The organism is Thermotoga sp. 2812B, assembly GCF_000789335.1.
GTDB lineage: Bacteria > Thermotogota > Thermotogae > Thermotogales > Thermotogaceae > Thermotoga > Thermotoga maritima.
Window position 1 is genome coordinate 142317 of record NZ_CP003408.1, and the last position, 16860, is coordinate 159176.

General features: G+C 47.5%; 17 protein-coding genes. 9 read left to right on the forward strand and 8 right to left on the reverse strand.

The genetic code is table 11. From position 1 onward, the window contains the following. Window positions 1-26 precede the first annotated feature (26 nt). Window positions 27-659, forward strand: a complete 633-nt coding sequence (locus T2812B_RS00770; RefSeq protein ID WP_008192904.1) for a hypothetical protein — start codon at window positions 27-29, stop codon at window positions 657-659. Then, the gene (locus tag T2812B_RS00775; RefSeq protein WP_008192901.1) at window positions 644-1852 is read left to right on the forward strand and encodes an RNA-guided endonuclease TnpB family protein; all 1209 of its coding nucleotides are present in this window, start codon (window positions 644-646) and stop codon (window positions 1850-1852) included. Before T2812B_RS00770 ends, T2812B_RS00775 begins: the two co-directional genes overlap by 16 nt. A gap of 96 nt (window positions 1853-1948) precedes the next feature. Here T2812B_RS00775 and infB read toward each other — a convergent pair whose 3' ends face one another. From infB to T2812B_RS00800, 5 genes are read right to left on the reverse strand one after another with little or no spacing between them, the layout of a single operon-like run. Continuing rightward, on the reverse strand, window positions 1949-4018 hold the full coding sequence (gene infB, locus T2812B_RS00780; protein WP_008192898.1) for a translation initiation factor IF-2: 2070 nt from the start codon (window positions 4016-4018) through the stop codon (window positions 1949-1951). A 19-nt stretch (window positions 4019-4037) separates the two neighbouring features. Beyond that, window positions 4038-4352, reverse strand: coding sequence for a 50S ribosomal protein L7ae family protein (locus T2812B_RS00785; RefSeq protein WP_008192895.1), 315 nt, complete (start codon window positions 4350-4352; stop codon window positions 4038-4040). A 4-nt stretch (window positions 4353-4356) separates the two neighbouring features. Beyond that, window positions 4357-4581: a DUF2905 domain-containing protein gene (locus T2812B_RS00790; RefSeq protein ID WP_008192890.1), complete on the reverse strand. Its 225-nt coding sequence runs from the start codon at window positions 4579-4581 to the stop codon at window positions 4357-4359. Next, window positions 4582-5397: a stage 0 sporulation family protein gene (locus T2812B_RS00795; RefSeq protein ID WP_008192887.1), complete on the reverse strand. Its 816-nt coding sequence runs from the start codon at window positions 5395-5397 to the stop codon at window positions 4582-4584. Beyond that, window positions 5388-6326, reverse strand: a complete 939-nt coding sequence (locus T2812B_RS00800; protein ID WP_008192882.1) for a DNA polymerase III subunit delta' — start codon at window positions 6324-6326, stop codon at window positions 5388-5390. The genes T2812B_RS00795 and T2812B_RS00800 overlap by 10 nt, the downstream gene beginning before the upstream one ends. Window positions 6327-6386: 60 nt before the next feature. On the opposite strand from T2812B_RS00800, the gene T2812B_RS00805 reads away from it, so the two are divergent. From T2812B_RS00805 to ylqF, 3 genes are read left to right on the forward strand one after another with little or no spacing between them, the layout of a single operon-like run. After that, window positions 6387-8186, forward strand: coding sequence for a TIGR03960 family B12-binding radical SAM protein (locus T2812B_RS00805; protein ID WP_008192879.1), 1800 nt, complete (start codon window positions 6387-6389; stop codon window positions 8184-8186). Further along, window positions 8183-9598 (forward strand): phospho-sugar mutase, encoded by a 1416-nt coding sequence (locus T2812B_RS00810; protein WP_008192875.1) that lies wholly within the window; start codon window positions 8183-8185, stop codon window positions 9596-9598. The genes T2812B_RS00805 and T2812B_RS00810 overlap by 4 nt, the downstream gene beginning before the upstream one ends. Beyond that, on the forward strand, window positions 9595-10383 hold the full coding sequence (gene ylqF, locus T2812B_RS00815) for a ribosome biogenesis GTPase YlqF (protein ID WP_008192872.1): 789 nt from the start codon (window positions 9595-9597) through the stop codon (window positions 10381-10383). Before T2812B_RS00810 ends, ylqF begins: the two co-directional genes overlap by 4 nt. On the opposite strand, the gene T2812B_RS00820 is transcribed toward ylqF, so the two are convergent. Then, window positions 10346-12259, reverse strand: coding sequence for a DUF1923 family maltosyltransferase (locus T2812B_RS00820; RefSeq protein ID WP_008192869.1), 1914 nt, complete (start codon window positions 12257-12259; stop codon window positions 10346-10348). The genes ylqF and T2812B_RS00820 overlap by 38 nt on opposite strands. A gap of 123 nt (window positions 12260-12382) precedes the next feature. Between T2812B_RS00820 and T2812B_RS00825 the strand changes: the two genes are divergently transcribed. Genes T2812B_RS00825 through T2812B_RS00840 form a run of 4 tightly spaced genes read left to right on the forward strand, consistent with a single transcriptional unit; the run spans window position 12383 to window position 14612 of the window. Then, window positions 12383-12748, forward strand: a complete 366-nt coding sequence (locus T2812B_RS00825) for a GntR family transcriptional regulator (protein ID WP_008192866.1) — start codon at window positions 12383-12385, stop codon at window positions 12746-12748. After that, entirely contained in the window at window positions 12745-13542 is a 798-nt protein-coding gene (locus T2812B_RS00830) for an ABC transporter ATP-binding protein (protein ID WP_038050783.1), read from the forward strand. Before T2812B_RS00825 ends, T2812B_RS00830 begins: the two co-directional genes overlap by 4 nt. Window positions 13543-13555: 13 nt before the next feature. After that, window positions 13556-14278, forward strand: a complete 723-nt coding sequence (locus tag T2812B_RS00835; protein ID WP_081501906.1) for an ABC transporter permease subunit — start codon at window positions 13556-13558, stop codon at window positions 14276-14278. 13 nt (window positions 14279-14291) lie between these two features. Then, complete coding sequence (locus T2812B_RS00840) at window positions 14292-14612, forward strand: YbjQ family protein (protein ID WP_008192858.1); 321 nt, start codon at window positions 14292-14294, stop codon at window positions 14610-14612. A gap of 21 nt (window positions 14613-14633) precedes the next feature. Here the strand turns inward: T2812B_RS00840 and rpsB are convergent, their stop codons facing one another. Then, window positions 14634-15422 (reverse strand): 30S ribosomal protein S2, encoded by a 789-nt coding sequence (rpsB, locus tag T2812B_RS00845; RefSeq protein ID WP_008192855.1) that lies wholly within the window; start codon window positions 15420-15422, stop codon window positions 14634-14636. A gap of 139 nt (window positions 15423-15561) precedes the next feature. Next, on the reverse strand, window positions 15562-16809 hold the full coding sequence (locus T2812B_RS00850) for an MFS transporter (RefSeq protein WP_008192850.1): 1248 nt from the start codon (window positions 16807-16809) through the stop codon (window positions 15562-15564). Window positions 16810-16860 lie beyond the last annotated feature (51 nt).

A 16860-nucleotide genomic window follows, 5' to 3' on the forward strand; every position in this document is an offset into this window, starting at 1 on the left:
TAATTTTTCTGTAAGGGGTGATTAACATGAAAAGACTTCTCTTACTCTTTCTGGTGGCCGCTTCCCTGCTTCTCATGATGGGAACCAGCTGTGAATCGAGGGTTCAGGTGCCGGTGCCTCTTCCCAAGGTAGACGTCGAGATGCCGAAGGTGGATCTCGGTTTCAAGGTGGTGGAACCAACGGGAACGGAGGATTTCTTTGAAGATTTTGAAGCTTACGGCCAAGGTCAGGTTGCCCCGTTTGGACCCTGGAAAGTGCTTGGAAAGGCTCCACACGTTGAGGAAGGAGTACAAGCAGATAAAACCATAGGCAAGGTCCTCAAAGTGATCATAGACCGTGGAGTTTTCACTCCAGGAGAGTGGACGAACTTTATCCTTGAGTGTAACCTGAAGAGGGAAGGATCTGCAGAGGGAAGAGTGTACTTCAGACTGTCTGAAGATGGAAAGAAAGGTTTCTACGTGGCTTTCTCAGAGTACGGTATATCTCTTCACAAATTCGCAGGAAGTATAGACATGAAGATAGCGGAAAACAGTAGTTTCAAATTGAGTGACAGAACCCCAACCACGCAAGCTATCCTCCTTCAGGGGGTAGTAAACGGTTGTTGTAGTTCAACTGTGTTACAATTAGCACAGGGAGTGGAAAAATGCCCAGACGTGTGATACGAACCTACAAGCTCGCCGTACCAGGGCATTTGAATCAAACATGCGAAGAACTCAACCGCACCGCAGCAAGAATCTACAACAAAACGATGTCTCTTGTGCGAAAGATACACCAAAAGAAAGGCTTCTGGCTGTCCTGGCCCACCGCAGACAAATACATCCTCCGCTGGGCAGAAAACATCAAAATCCACGTCCACTCAAAGCAGGCATTTGTTCAGCTCTACTTCCAAGCCCTCAAAGGGTACTTCAAAGCAGCCAAAAAGAATCAAGATGCAAAACCTCCCTACAAGAAAAAACGCTATCTGCCGTTCATATGGAAAGAAGACGCTGTGAAGCTTCTGCAAGACGGCACCCTGAGACTGTCTTTTGGCAGAGAACGAGAACCATTTGTTGTACAAACACCTCTCAAACCTCCCCTTCGCATCAAACAGGCAAGACTTGTCTTTGAAGATGGATACTATCTCCACCTTGCGATAGAGGTGGAGATTGAAGAAAAGAGTGCTAATTCTGGTGTTATGGCAGTCGATCCTGGAGTGCTCCGTCCCATCACGTGCTTTGATGGAAAAGAAGTCATCAGCTACCACGGAGGAGTCCTCAGCAGCATCCTTCGCTATCGAAACAAACGCCTTGCAAGCCTTCAGTCTGCCATAGCAGAGTGCAAGAAGGGATCAAGAAGGTACAACAAGCTTGTTCGTGCAAAGAAAAGAGTCCTGAGACGGCTCAGAAACCAGATCAACGACATCATGCACAAGATCACAAGCAGTTTCATCGGGCTGTGCCTCAGAAAACAAATCGGAACCATCGTGATAGGAGACGTCACAGGGATCAGAGAAAGAGCGGACTACAGCGACAACGCGAACCAGAAGATCCACCAGTGGCAGTTCAGAAAACTCATCGAGATGATAAGGTACAAAGCAGAGCAGTTCGGAATCGAAGTGGAACTCATTTCAGAAGCGAACACGAGCAAGACGTGTCCTGTCTGTGGTGCAAAGAACAAGCCGAACGGAAGAAGGTACCACTGCAAAACCTGTGGTTTTGAGTATCACAGGGACGGAGTTGGAGCAATCAACATCTGGAAAAGGTATCCTGGCACAGGCCAGGTAGTAGCGGGTTTGGCCCCCGTCAGAGGTGTGAGGTTTCACCCACACCTCTGTGGCCATGGAGCGTCTTTGGCTCCATGGAAGGTGGCCTGAGAGCCACCAAAAGTCCCATCCCTTTCAGGGGATTGGGAGGAGGTCAAAACGTGAGAGTAGAAACAATTGAATAAAGAAGAAGGGGCTTTCGCCCCTTCATTTTTGTTCTTGATCTGCCTGTTCTTCCACGAAAGTCGGCTTTCTCTTCACCTTCCTTATCACGTAGAACTCCAGTTCATCCCCCTCGTGTATATCGTCGAATCCCGCAAACTTTATTCCACACTCCTGCGGCGCTTCAACCACACTAACATCCTCTTTGTAGTGTTTCAAACTCTCTATTTTTCCTTCAAAAACGAGCTGTCCGTTTCTGTAGATTCTCACAAAACCGTTCCTGTCGGCTTTACCATCGAGCATTTGAACTCCCGCCACTTTTCCTACTTTGGATATCTTGAAAACCTTTCTTATTTCACCATGACCGATGACTTCTTCAACTTCCTCCGGCTCCAGCATCCCCTCGAGTGCGAGCTTCAGATCTTCGACGAGTTTGTATATGATGGAGTAAGTTCTGACGTCGACTCCTTCCTGCTCCGCGAGTCTTCTCGCCTGGTTGTTCACCTTCACCCTGAAACCGAGGATGACCCCATCCACGGCAGCGGCGAGCATCACATCGCTTGTACTGATCTCGCCCACTCCAGCGTGAACTATGTTCAACTCGATTTCTTTGGACTGGAGCTTGTTTATCGCATTCCTTAAAGCGGCTACAGAGCCGTACGTGTCCGCCTTCAGAATGAGATTGAGCACTTTCTTTTCCTTCTCCTGCATCATCTTCATGAGATCCTCGAGGTTTATGTGCTTCCTCGATTGTTTTTGGGCTTCGAGCCTTTGCAGTCTCTTTTCCACGATTTCTTTGGCTTTTTCTACACTTTCAACCACGTAGACGTTGGAATGCACGTCGGGAACATCTTCGAAGCCGAGAATCATAACAGGCTGAGATGGATAAGCTTCTTTAACGGGTTTCATTTTGTCGTCGAAGAGATTCCTAACCTTGCCGTACGTGTTCGAAGCAACAACCGCGTCTCCAACCTTCAGAACACCATCTTTCACGATCACACTCGCGACAGGCCCCATTTTTTTGTCCAGTTTAGACTCTATGATCACGGCCCTCGCAGGTCCTTCGGGGTAGCACTTTATCTCGTTCATCTCTGCGACGAGAAGGATCATCTCCAGCAGTTCATCTACTCCCTGACCGGTTTTCGCCGATATGGGAACTACTATCGTGTCCCCACCCCACTCTTCGGGGATGAGTCCCAGCTTTTCTACGAGTTCCTGCTTCGTCTTTTCCACGTTAGCGTTTGGCTTGTCAATCTTGTTTATCGCCACAATGATCGGCACGTTGGCGGCCTTGGCGTGGTTGTAGGCCTCTATCGTCTGTGGCATCACACCATCGTCTGCCGCCACAACGAGAACCACTATGTCCGTCGCCTGGGCTCCCCTTGCACGCATCTCGGTGAAGAGCTCGTGTCCGGGTGTGTCTATGAAGGTGATCTTTTTCCCGTTGACCTCCACCTGATACGCACCTATGGACTGTGTTATTCCTCCTTCTTCCCTTTCAGCGACTCTTGTGGATCTGATCCTGTCGAGGAGCGTGGTCTTTCCATGATCGACATGCCCCATGACCGTTACAACAGGAGGCCTCGGAACGAGCTTGTTTTTCTCCTTTTCGTAGAGCTCCTGGTATCTCTTTTCCAGAAGTTCAAATTCGTCAATCTCCTCTTCTGAAGCCTGTTCTTCCTCTATCTCTATCTCGATCTTGTACTCCTTGAGGATCTGCTCTACTTCCTCAAGCTTCAGGATCTGACCGGGTCTCAACGCGATTCCTCTCTTGACGAACATATCCTGGATGATCTTGTTTTGTGGAACACCTATTTTCTCCGCGATGATATCGAGCTTGAGTTCGTCTGGCTTCAAAGTGATCTTTTTCCTCTTTTTCTTCTCAACGACCTCTTTTTCTATTTCCTCTTCTCCCTTTTCTTTCTTCGGCTTGGAAGACTGCTTGGCCTTTCGACTGTCTTCTTCCAAAAGATCTATGATGATATTCGCCATTTCTTCGTCCACATAACTCATATGGCTCTTCACGTTCACGCCGAGCTCTTCCAGTTCCTGAAGAAGTTCTTTTGGTGACATGTTCAGTTTTCTGGCTAACTCGTAAACTCTCAGTCTGGCCATTTCTATCACCTCGCCCTGTCTATTTTACCATCCCCAAAATGGCATCTATCAGATTGTCCTCTTCAAGGCCTATCACCGAAACAGCGGGTTTGTCGAGCAACCTTCCCAGTTCCTCTTTGCTGAACATGATAACATAAGGGACTTTTTTGTTCTCGCACCTCATGATCGTGTCCCTCTTCGTCCTTTCACTGGCATCTTCCGCTATGATTATGAGCTTTTTCTCCCTCGGTGACCTTATGTAAGCCCTCATTCGTTCCTTACCAAAGACGATCTTTCTTGCCCTCACAGCAAAACCTATGTAACTGTAAACCTTTCTTCTGACCTGGTCCTCCATTCTATCACCTCATACGTGAGATCAAATACAGAATGAGGGAAACTAAGAGACTGATGATCAAACTGGTCATCAGCGGGAAGTAAAAGACGAAATTCTTCCTCCTTATCACTATGTCGCCGGGAAGCTTTCCCAGGAACGGGATCTTTTCAAACAAAATCAGAAGAACCCCAAAGGCCACAAGAATCAATCCCATGAGGATCAGAAACTTCCCGATCCCCTGGAACACCATTCATTCCCCCTTCCTGAAATAGTCGAAAGGCACCTTGATCATTTCCCCTTCCTGGTCCGAGAAAAGAGTCACCGTTCTGAGAAACACGTTCACGTTCACGACCTTGTAACGCTTTCCTTCGTAAGTGATCGTGCTCCCTTCGTCAGGAATTCCCTCCAGCTCCTTTTCATAGAAATCGTATTCGTAGGTAAGACAGCACAGAAGCCTTCTGCATGGTCCGGATATCTTCGCTGGATTGATCATCATCTGCTGCTTCTTTGCGTGCTTCAGTGTGACGCTGGTGAACTCTCTGAGAAATGTGGAACAGCATGTCGGAAGTCCGCACAATCCGAGGCCTCCAAAGAACTTCATCTCATCTCTCACACCAACTTGCCTCAACTCTATCCTTGTTTTGAAGATCTTTGCGAGGTCTCTTACAAGCTCTCTGAAATCAACCCTTCCTTCCGCACTGAAGAAAAAGACAAGTCTCGTTCTATCAAAGGTGTACTTTGCATAGAGAAGCTTCATAGGAAGACCATGTTCTTTTATTTTCTGCTTACATATCCGGAAGGCCTTCAACGCATCCTCTACATTCTTCCTGTATTGTTCCAGATCTTCATCCGTCAACTTTCTGATCACGGCCTTGAGTTCGTACCCCACCTCGTCTATGACCACCTCTCTGGGAGGTATCAGAACCTTTCCCACTTCAAGTCCAAAATCTCCCAGTACCAGAACGAGGTCTCCTCTCTCGTACTCATCACCGTTGGGTACAGAGTAGTAAATTATCTTACCCTTTGGTATTATCTCCACTCCCACTGCCCTTGCCTTCAGCTCCAAGCGTTGACACCTCTCTTTCTCTCTCTGTGTATCGCGAGAATATTCATCAGAGTGAGTTTGTTGTTCAGATTCGCTATTTTCACCCTGAGAATTGAATCGAGGAAAGACACGCTTTTTTGATCTTCAACGCTTTCCCAGGTGTTTTCGTGGAGAATGATTCTTGTCAGTCTCTGGATCAAAAGAAACGCGTCTTTTCCTGTTATCGTGTTAGTCACCTGATCAAAAAGCGCAAAGAATTCCTTCGATTCCACCTTTGAAAATCTCTCCAGGAGCTCCCTACATGCGAGATAACCTTCGAGTCCTTTTGAAAGGACCTTTTTCAAGAGTTTTTCCGTCTCCAAAACTTTGAGACTTTCCATCAATCCAGAAAGTTTTTCCGCACCAAGTTTGTAGGCTTCGAGAGCCATTTTGAAGTCTCTCTCAAGAAGTGGAAGTTCCTCCCAGAGATCTCCTATTTTCTCTTTCACGAGATCTCTGAACTCCTTTGGAACGTTCACAACCACTCTGAACACTCGGCTCTTTATCGTCGGCAGTAGATAATGCCAGTGGCGAGTGTTCAGAACGATCACAGCGTATTCTGGTGGTTCTTCAAGGGTCTTCAGAAACGCGTTCGCCGCCTGCTGGGTCATTCTTTCACAGTCGTGGACTATCACGTACTTTCTCGTGTAGAGCTCCGGGCTGTAGTTCAGGAAGTCCTTTATCGTTCTGATTTCGTCTATGCCTATGTTCTCCCCCTCGGGATCTATCTCCAGAACATCCGAGGCCTTCGGGGGAAATTTCTCCACGTACTCGGGAAGTTCAAGGGATACTTCTCTCGGATACGAGAGATCTTCTCCATTTATGAGGATGGATATTCCTTCAGACTTTTCTATGATCCTTTTCAAAATTTCCAGTTGATCTTTAGCGTACTTTCTGATCAAATCGTTCATGATCTCACCTCGCCTTCTAATTATAACAACCAATGATAAAATCAGAACTGAGGTGAAAGGATGATTCTAAAATTCTTGAATGAAACACTTCCCTGGGTTAGAAAACCAAGTAGATACATAGGAAGAGAAATCAACAGCGTTGTGAAAGATCCAGAGGAGGTTTCCCTCCGGATAGCCCTCGTTTTTCCCGACACTTACGAGGTAGGTACTTCAAACCACGGTCTTGAGATACTGTACCACATTCTGAACGAGCAACCGGGCATTTGGGCGGAGCGGAGCTATCTTCCCTGGATCGACATGATAGAGCGCATGAAAGAAAAGGATATCCCCCTTTACACCATGGAGTCCTACACACCGCTCTACCAGATGGATGCCGTTGGAATCTCTCTGGAGTACGAACTCTCGTACACCAACGTCGTAGAAGTTTTGAAGCTTTCCAAAATACCCCTCTTCTTCTGGGAGAGGAAGAGGAGAGATCCCATTGTTCTCGGTGGAGGTCCGTGCTCTTCGAATCCCGAACCGATCTACGGATTTTTCGACGCGATTCTCATCGGTGATGGAGAGGAAGCGATCCTTGAAATCGCTCAGGTATTGAAAGAAACGAAGGGAGAAGAAAGAGAAACGATCTGGAAAGAACTCTCCAAGATCGAAGGGGTTTACGTTCCAGCGTTCTACGAGCAGAAAGGAAGAAAGATCGTTCCAGTTTCACCGGAATATCCGCGGACCATAAAGAGAAGAATCGTGAAAGATTTGAACTCCCAGCCTGTTCCGGTGAAGAAGATCGTACCAAATGTCGAATCAGTCCACGACAGAGCAGTCATAGAGGTCGCGAGAGGATGCACGAGAGGATGCAGATTCTGCCACGCGAGCGTTTATTACAGGCCTGTGAGGGAAAGATCCCTCGAGAACATCCTCGAAAATGTCGAAAAAATGCTGAAGAACACCGGCTACGAAGAGGTATCCCTCCTTTCTCTCTCGACGATGGATCATACTCAAATAGGGGAGATAGTATCCGAGCTTTTGAAGAGATACTCAGAAAAGAAGATCGCCGTCTCCATACCATCCACGAGGATGGACAGGTTCGGTGTGGAGATCGCCGGGAGAATTGCCTCCGTGAGAAAAACAGGCCTCACCTTCGCGCCAGAAGCGGCCACACAGCGATTGAGAAACATCATCAACAAGAATATAAGTGAAGAAGACATCTTCGCAACACTCGAAGCCGCGAAAAAATCCGGCTGGAGACGTGTGAAACTCTACTTCATGATGGGACTTCCTGGAGAGACGAACGAAGACCTCGAAGAAATGGTCAAACTCTTAGAGAGAGTGAAGAGACTCGGTTTCAAAGAAGTTTCCGCTTCCGTCTCCGTGTTCGTTCCAAAGCCGCACACACCCTTTCAGTTTGCAAGACAGATTTCCCCTGAGGAGGCGTACGAAAAGATCAAAACACTGAAAAGAGCAAAAAGATCCGCTAGAATCTCCTATCACGATCCAAGAATGAGTCTTCTTGAAGGAGTTTTCTCAAGGGGTGACAGAAAACTTCTGGATCTCATAATGAAGGCACACGAACTGGGAGCACTCTTCGACGAATGGAGTGAGATGTTCAGATTCGATCTGTGGGAAAAAGCCTTCGATGAAACGGGAATAGATCCCAATGACTATCTCCGAGAGATCGATCCTTCTGAAGACCTCCCATGGGACCACATAGATATGGGAGTAACAAAGGAGTTTCTGAAAGAAGAGTACAGAAAAGCAATCAACGGAGAAACCACAGATGACTGTAGATGGAACAGGTGTTACCTGTGCGGTGTATGCTTCAGATTTGGAGTTAAAAACGTTCTTTTCGGAGGTGAGAGAGGATGATTCTGTTCGGAACGGGTGGAATTCGAGGCGTGATGAGGAAAGGGGAATTCGACGAAGAAACGGTGAAAAGAGCCTCTCTGAGCACCGCCCTCTGGCTGAAAGAGAAAGGTCAGAAAAGCGTGGTGATCGCTTACGACACGAGAAAGAACTCCAAGGAGTTCGCAGAGCTCGCTGGCAGAGTTTTCGCCGGTGAAGGTATAGAAGCCTACGTTTTTCCTGAACCTACCCCGACACCGGTTCTTTCCTTCGCTGTAAGATACATGAAAACGGGTGGAGGTGTGGTCATCACCGCGAGCCACAATCCCCCGGAATACAACGGCTACAAGGTCTACACTTGGGATGGTGTACAAGCGATACCCGAATACACCAATGAGATCACCGAGATATACAAAAAAGTCGATCTTTCCCATGTGAAAGAGGGAGAAATCAAGTTTGTACCCCCTGAAGTGAAAGAGAGCTACATAAAAGCTGTACTCGAAATCGTCTCAAATCTCCCGATGAAGACCGATCTCGATATCGCCTACTCTCCGCTTCACGGAACAGGAGCAAACTACGTGCCTGAGGTCCTGAAAAGACTCGGGTTCAAAGTCAGACTCGTAGAAGAACAGATGAAACCTGATCCAAACTTCTCAACCGTTCCCACACCGAATCCCGAGGAAGACGAAGCACTCGTTCTCCTGAATAAAAAAGGAGCTACTCTGGGACTCGCCACAGACCCGGACTGCGATAGAGTGGGAGTGGTCTTCAAAGGGCGAAGACTCACAGGAAACCAGGTAGGTGTCCTTCTCACGGACTTTCTCCTGGATCATGTGAAAGTGGAAAATCCCCTCGTGATAAAGACGATCGTTACAACGGACATGGTGAGACCGATCTGCGAAGAGAAAGGTGCCTTCCTGGAAGAAACGCCGACTGGATTCAAGTTCATAGGACACCTGATAGAGGAACACACCAAAAAAGGTGACAGGAACTTCGTCTTCGGTTTCGAAGAAAGCTGTGGGTACCTTGCGGGAAACCACGCGAGGGACAAAGACGGTGTGGTGGGCAGTGTGCTCTCCGCTGTTGCCTTCAGCAACTACGATCCTTACGAGAAGCTCGAAGAACTCTACCAGAAGCACGGGTACTACATGGAAAAGCTCATCAATTTCAAATTTGAAGATGTCGAAAAAGCGATCAAAATATACGAATCCCTCAAAACCCGCGACGATATCATTGACTACTCAAAGGGTTACGGAAACGTTATTCCGAACGAGACCATAGCCTTCGTCTTTGAAAAATCAAGGATCTTCGTGAGACCTTCGGGAACAGAACCGAAACTCAAGGTTTACATCCACGTGAGAGGAGACACGAGAGAAGAAGCGGAGGAATTGATGAAAGAAAGCGAAAGCAAGATAAAGGAGATCCTGAAGCTGTGAGCTGGTACCCCGGTCATATAGAGAAAGCGAAACGGCAAATAAAGGATCTTCTGAGGCTTGTAAACACAGTGGTGGAGGTCCGCGACGCGCGGGCCCCCTTTGCCACATCAGCGTACGGTGTGGACTTCTCCAGAAAAGAAACGATCATCCTTCTGAACAAAGTGGACATAGCGGACGAGAAAACAACAAAGAAGTGGGTGGAGTTCTTCAAAAAGCAGGGAAAAAGAGTGATCACCACTCACAAAGGTGAACCAAGGAAGGTCCTCCTGAAAAAGCTCTCCTTCGACAGGCTTGCCCGCGTTCTGATCGTTGGTGTTCCAAACACGGGAAAATCAACGATCATAAACAAGCTGAAAGGAAAAAGAGCGAGCTCCGTTGGAGCACAGCCCGGCATCACAAAGGGCATTCAGTGGTTCTCCCTGGAGAACGGTGTGAAGATTTTGGACACACCCGGTATTCTCTACAAGAACATCTTCAGTGAGGACCTCGCAGCGAAGCTCCTTCTTGTGGGAAGCCTACCGGTAGAGAGAATAGAAGACCAGAGAATCTTCGAAAGAGCTTTTGAGATATTCGCTCAAAGCGTCGGAATAGCATCATCGTTCGGCGAATTCTTCGAAGACTTCGCGAGAAAAAGAGGACTCCTCAAAAAAGGAGGAGTCCCCGATATCGAAAGAGCCTTGATGCTTTTTTTCACAGAAGTGGCTCAGGGAAAAGCAGGGTGCGTTTCCTTCGAACGTCCTGAAGATATCACTCCTGTACAACAAGAGCAAACTCGAGGGGTTTGAGGATCACCTTCTCTTCATCACACCATTTTCCGTTCCAGACCCTTCCGCCGGTGATCTTTTTTGGCTCTTTTCCAACATTCGCGGCGATGACGATCTTTTGGCCGTTTCTCTCGTAAGAGTACATGACGAGATCTTTCGTTGTGAGATTTTCAAACTTTCCGTTGAGGACAAAATCGAGGAACTGCTGGCGCACCTTTATCAGTTTTTTGATGAAGTTCAAGACTCCCCTGTCCGGGCTGTCCCAGTGAAGAACGTAGTGGTCGAAAAACGCGAGTTTCCCGAAAAACTCGTCGGTTGGGGAGAGGACTTTTCTCAGGTTCGGATCCGTGTCCAGCCCCAGGTTCATGGGCTGTTTTTCTCCAATCTCCTGCCCCGTGTTCACATAGGGAATAGAGTTTGGCAGAAAGTAAGTCACAAACGGTGCCAGTTTTTTCATCTTAGAAGCGTACTTTCTTGTGGCAATGCGCGGTGTGTCAGGAGTTTCAACGGAGGCGAGGAAGGGAAGAACAAGCTCTTCAGCGATATCAGGAAGTTTTACTATTTCCTCTACTCTTCCCGCAAAGTACCAGCTACTTCCCAGGATCACATCGTATCCCGCTTCCTTCGATGCTTTGTCTTTTTCCATGTCCAGCTCCTCTGCGATCATCACAAATGCGGGATCGTACTCCTTCACGTTCTTTATTATGAGGTCAAGAAGTTCTTTGGGAAGCGCGTGCCCCATATCGAGTCTTGCACCGTCTATTCCGTATTTTTTCTGGTAATATGGTATCACGCCCGCGAGGTACTCCCAGAGCTCTCTGTTCGGCTCTTTTCCAGGGAATTTGCTCGCCTTTATTACGTCGTAGAGAACGTAGGGAGGCTGGTTGGGATCGAGAAATTTCTTCGAAGCCTCCGGGTGATCCAGGTACAACCTCAAGAACGTGACATCGTCCCACGTGGGCTGTGGATCGTTGATCAAATCGGAAAACCCTGGAGGAGTGATGATTCCAAATTCTTTCACAATTAACTCCAGAATGTTCCCCTCTTCTCTTTTTATCTTCTCCCACTTTTGAGGGTCGATCAAATTCGGAGGAAGTGTGAACTTTTTGAGATGTCTTTTCACATTTTCTTTGCTGTATATGATCTCGAGTTCGTCCTCGTCTGGTACCTTGAACGGAAGTTCCTCGGCCCTTGGAGGAGTGTAATCTGCGAGTTCTTCCACTTTTATCCAGTAGAACCAGTCCGGATGTTCTCTTATGAGGTCAGAGTCTCTGGCAGCCGTTCTCGGAATGAAATCGAGAATCACCCTGATTCCGAGGATGTGACACGCTTCCACAAAGGCCTTGAACTCTTCATCCACCTTGAAAGGTTCGAGGAGAGGATCGTGGTACCTCTCATCGAGTTCCATTGGGTTCTTCACGGAGTACGGTGAAGGAGCGTCTCCCTTCTTGAAGAGATCGCTCATTCTACTCACGGGAAGCAAATAGATAGCGTCCGCACCGAGGCTTTTGACGAACGGAAGAATCAGCATCATCTTGAAGAACGTTCCCGCCTCTCTGAAACCAAGAACGTCGTTCTCTTCGTAGTATCCAGAACCCTTGTGATTGTACGCCGCGGTGGTCCTGGGAAGGGATCCATAAACAACGGAACGCTTAATCCAGTCCGGTGTTTTCTCACCCTTCAGAAATGAAAGAGGTTGGGAATAATCCCACTCTCTGGACTGATTCAAAATCCAGTCGGTGATCTCGGCTCCGAGTTCGTAAGGATCAACGAAGCACCTACCGGATTTCTCGTCGAACTTTTTGAAGAAACCCGGTATCCACAGCTTTGGAACTGCGTAGATTCTCTTTCCAGTGGCTTTTTCTTTGCAGTATTGGTTTATCTCTTTCAAAAGCACGATCATCCCTCCTGATTTAATTGATTTCATCATCTATTTTAACAAAATGCAACAAAACACGCAAGACAGAACTTGATTCTGAGAGTAGTGTAATAGTATAATATTACAGCGAGGTGATAGATCTTGTGGTTCAGGATCGATTTTCACTCCTCAAAACCCATCTACGAGCAGATAAAGGAAAGGATAAAACTCCTGATCCTGTCGGGAAAACTGAAAGAAGGTGAGTTCGTGCCTTCCATAAGATCTCTCGCAGAAGACCTCGGTGTGAATCTGAACACCGTCGCCCGCGCCTACAGGGAACTCGTCCAGGAAGGAGTCTTAGAAGTGAGAAGAGGAGAGGGCTACGTCGTCTCAAAAGTGGATGTGGAAAAAATCCAAACACAGCTTGAAACAGAACTCAGGAAGAAGATCGAAGACTGCAAAAAAGCGGGTATCCCACAGGAGAGGATTCTGAAAATAACAGAAGAAATCTACAGAGGTGATGAATGATGATCCTCAGAGTGAAAGATCTCAAAAAGTTCTACGGAGAAAAAGCGGCTGTGGATGGCATCAGTTTCGAAGTGGAAAAAGGAGAGATCTTTGCCATACTCGGTCCAAACGGTGCCGGTAAAACAACCACTCTGAAGTGCATCACAGGTTTGAGAAAGAGAAACTCCGGAGAGATCGAACTGAACGGCACGTTCACTTATCTGCCGGAGGAGAAAAAGCTCTATCCGTACCTCAGAGTGAAAGAGATCATCGATCTCTTCAAGAAGATAGGGAAGAACTTCAACGAGAAAAACTGTCTCGAACTTCTCGAAAGGTTCAGAATAGACCTGAACGAGAAAGTGACCAATCTCTCGCACGGCATGAGAACGATCCTTTACCTTTCACTCGTTCTTTCTGAGAACGTGGATCTCTACATACTGGACGAACCCACCTGGGGACTCGATCCCATCGTGCGAAACGAGATACTCGATCATATAAGATCCCTCACCTTCGATGGCAAATCCGTTCTCTACACCAGCCATGTGCTCGCAGAAGTGGAGAAGATTGCAGACGAAGTTGCCATCATGAAGGAAGGAAAGATCATCTTGACAGGAAACCTCGACGACATAAAGTCCTCTTACGGCCTTGTGGCTTCCAGAGAGAATCTGAACGGCTATCTTTTGAAAACTCTCAAAAGTGGAGAAAAAGTTTACCTTGTGAAAAAGGAAGAAGCCCCTGAAGGTGTGGAGATCGAAGATGCAACCTTTGAAGACATATTCGAAGCGATTGTAAGGGGTGAGATAAATGATCGTTAAGGAGTTAAAAGACATGAAGGTGAGATTCCTTGTGATGTTCTTCCTCCTTCTTGGAACTTTCGTGCTCCTAGTAGTGATGAAAGATTACACGCCGGCCCTCACCGAAATGCTGAAGAACGTTCCTGAAGGATTTCTTGAAAAATTCGGTGTCACGGAAGACTTCATAAAGAAGCTTTCAGAGTGGAACTTTTACATCATTACACAGTGGTACGGAAAGAACCTCGGACAGTTCGTGCCGATATTTGCGATCATAATAGCTTTCCCCATATTTGCGAGAGAAATAGAGAACGAAACGATCGAGCTTTTGCTCGTGAGGATGTCCAGAGAGAAGCTCTTCAACGTGAAGTTCTTCGCACCTCTTGTTTTCACTTTTGTAGCGCTTGTTGTGCTTGCGCTCGTTCCAATACCTGTGAGCTGGGCCATCGGAGAAAGACTCGATACAGGACTGGTATTCAAATACTTCCTTGTGGAGATGATAACGACTTACCTGTGGTTTTCCGTCACAGTGTTCTTCTCTGTGATCTCTTCAGATCAGGTGAAGCCTCTCATCGCTTCGATCGCTCTTCTTGCTGGAACTACCGTTCTGGGTGGGTTCGTGAAGACACTCTCCACTTTGAACACCTACTCCTACGTTCTGAAGGGTGATGTCACACTCTGGCCGTCGCTGATCTACACTCTAACCGGTGTTGTTTTCACTTATCTTTCCCGGAGGAGTTTCAAAACGAGAGACTTCTGAGGAGGTGTGAAGAATGATAATCACCACCACGGAACAGGTACCGGGATACAGGGTGAAGGAGATCTTGGGGGTAGTTTCAGGAAACGTGGTGATGTCAAAGCATTTGGGAAGAGACATAGCCGCTGCCCTCAAAACCCTCGCGGGTGGTGAGATCAAAGGCTACACGGAGATGCTCACGGAGGCAAGAAACATTGCACTGGAAAGGATGATGAAAGAAGCGGAGAAACTTGGGGCGGACGCGGTGATAGGATTCAGATATTCTTCATCTACGATCATGAGTGGTGCTGCGGAGATCCTCGCGTACGGAACCGCGGTGAAACTGGAGAAAATTTAAAGGGGCGGGAACGCCCCTTGATTACACTTCTTCTTCCTCTTCGAGTTCTTCCAGATTTATGTCCTCCATTACTTCTTCACTCGTTTCTTCTGCACTTTCTGTTTCTTCTTTTTCCGCAGTGAGAGGAGCTCCCTCTCTTCCTTCGAGATATGCGTTTGCGATGACGGAAGTGATGAGTTTTATGGATCTGATCGCGTCGTCGTTTCCAGGGATGACGTAGTCGATGGGATCGGGGTCGCAGTTCGTGTCAACGATGGCCACGATGGGGATTCCAAGCTTATTTGCCTCTGCCACAGCGATCTTTTCCTTTCTCGGATCAACGATGTAGATGATGTCCGGAAGTCTCCTCATTTCTTTGAGCCCGCCGAGGTTCTTTCTGAGCTTTTCAAGAACTCTTCTGATTCTGCTCTGCTCTTTCTTTGGAAGTTCTTCGAGCTTGCCGCTCTGCTCCATTTCTTCGAGTTCGATGAGTTTGTCTATCCTCGATCTGATCGTTTTGAAGTTCGTCAAAAGTCCTCCAAGCCATCTGTTGTTCACGTAGAAGGCTCCGCACCTTTCTGCCTCGGCCTTTATGACTCCTTGGGCCTGCTTTTTCGTTCCCACGAATAGAATCGTCGCACCTTCGCTGGCTTTCTCCCTTACGAAGTAGTAAGCCTCTTCGAGCAACTGCTGGGTTTTCTGAAGGTCGATGATGTAGATACCTTTCCTCTCCGTGTAGATGTAGGGAGCCATCTTCGGGTTCCATCTTCTCGTTCTGTGTCCAAAGTGAACTCCCGCTTCCAGAAGCTGTTTCATTGTAACAACAGGCACAGACAACACCTCCACTCTTTTGGTTTTGATCCTCCGCTCCCTTCACACCCACGCCGGCCTTTTCACAGGCACCGAGGGTGGGATCCAGGAGCGTGCGTGATATACACCTTGAGAATTCTACCATCGAAGGGAAGAAATTTCAATTGTTCTTGTTTGAAACTCTCGGGTCCACGATAAACTTTGCAACGTAGAAAATCCCGAATACACCGATCAACCCCGTGAGAACCATGAGAACACCGTATCCAGAAAGATCTGCTATTTTACCTCCAATGAGGGGAGCAACGAAGGAAAAAGGAGCGATTGAGAAGTACAGGGAACCCATGTAGAGTTCTTTTCTCTTTCCAGACACAAAATCCAGCGTGATCGCCATGTTTCCAACGTTGTTCGTGGTGTTCACAAGGCCCATCAGAGCGAAGACGGGGTAAGCGTGCACCGGTGATGTGGAAAGAAACGCCAGCATGACAGCTGTGGAATAAAAGATCTTGCTGAGAAGGAGATTCAGTTTGTGTCCCTTTCTGTCACCGAGAGGGCCGAACAGGAAAGAAGACAGTCCCTGAGAAACGAGAACGATCGCCGTGAAAACCGCTGCCGATTCGTCTGGAAGTGAGAACTTCTCCAGCAAATACACCGTGATGAAACCGCTGGACGCAAACATGAAACTCGTGATGATTCTCTCTATCAAAAAGTTCCGGAAATGCATGTCCAGAAAGACATTCTTCATGTTCTTTATGTAGTTCCATATAGGTTCATCGTCTGGTAGTGTGTGATCCGGCACTTCCCTTGTGAGAGCCAAAAACACGAAGGACACCATGAAGAAGACAAACGCTGTGAGAAAGACGTAACCGAAGTTCACAGGAAACGGGTAGTTCGAGAGAAGCTCTCTGGCAATGACAGAACCACCGACTCCCAGTATCGCTCCAAGACCGTTTCCCATGGCAAAAAAAGTGCCTCTTCTTCGTGGATCGATCACCTTCTCTATCATACTCATCCACGGAGGACCCAGAAAGCCCATTGAGAATGTAGCGATCCCAACCATCAGAATGGAAAGGTAAAGAGCCAGCCTCGGAGAAGGAACAGCGAGGTAGAAGCTTATCAGCGCCATGAACAGGTAAGGGAGCCTCTCTCCCAGAGTTACCTTGAGAACGAGATTCAATTTCTTTGGCGATCTCTCCGCGTACTTTGCGCCCCATATGGCTGGAATACCCCAGCCCAGGTTCGCAATGGCTGGGATGAGACCCAGCTCCAGATTGGAAGCACCAAGATTTCTGGCAAAAACAGGAAAGAGCGTAAAAATGGATCCAAGGGTCATTCCAAGACTGAAAAAAGCATAATCCAGTGAATTCACGATGAAATTCCACCGATAGTCCTTCTCTGTCAAACGTTCCATCTTCTTCTCTCCCGGCTCTGAAGTATGCAGCATAAGATATTCTATCCTAAC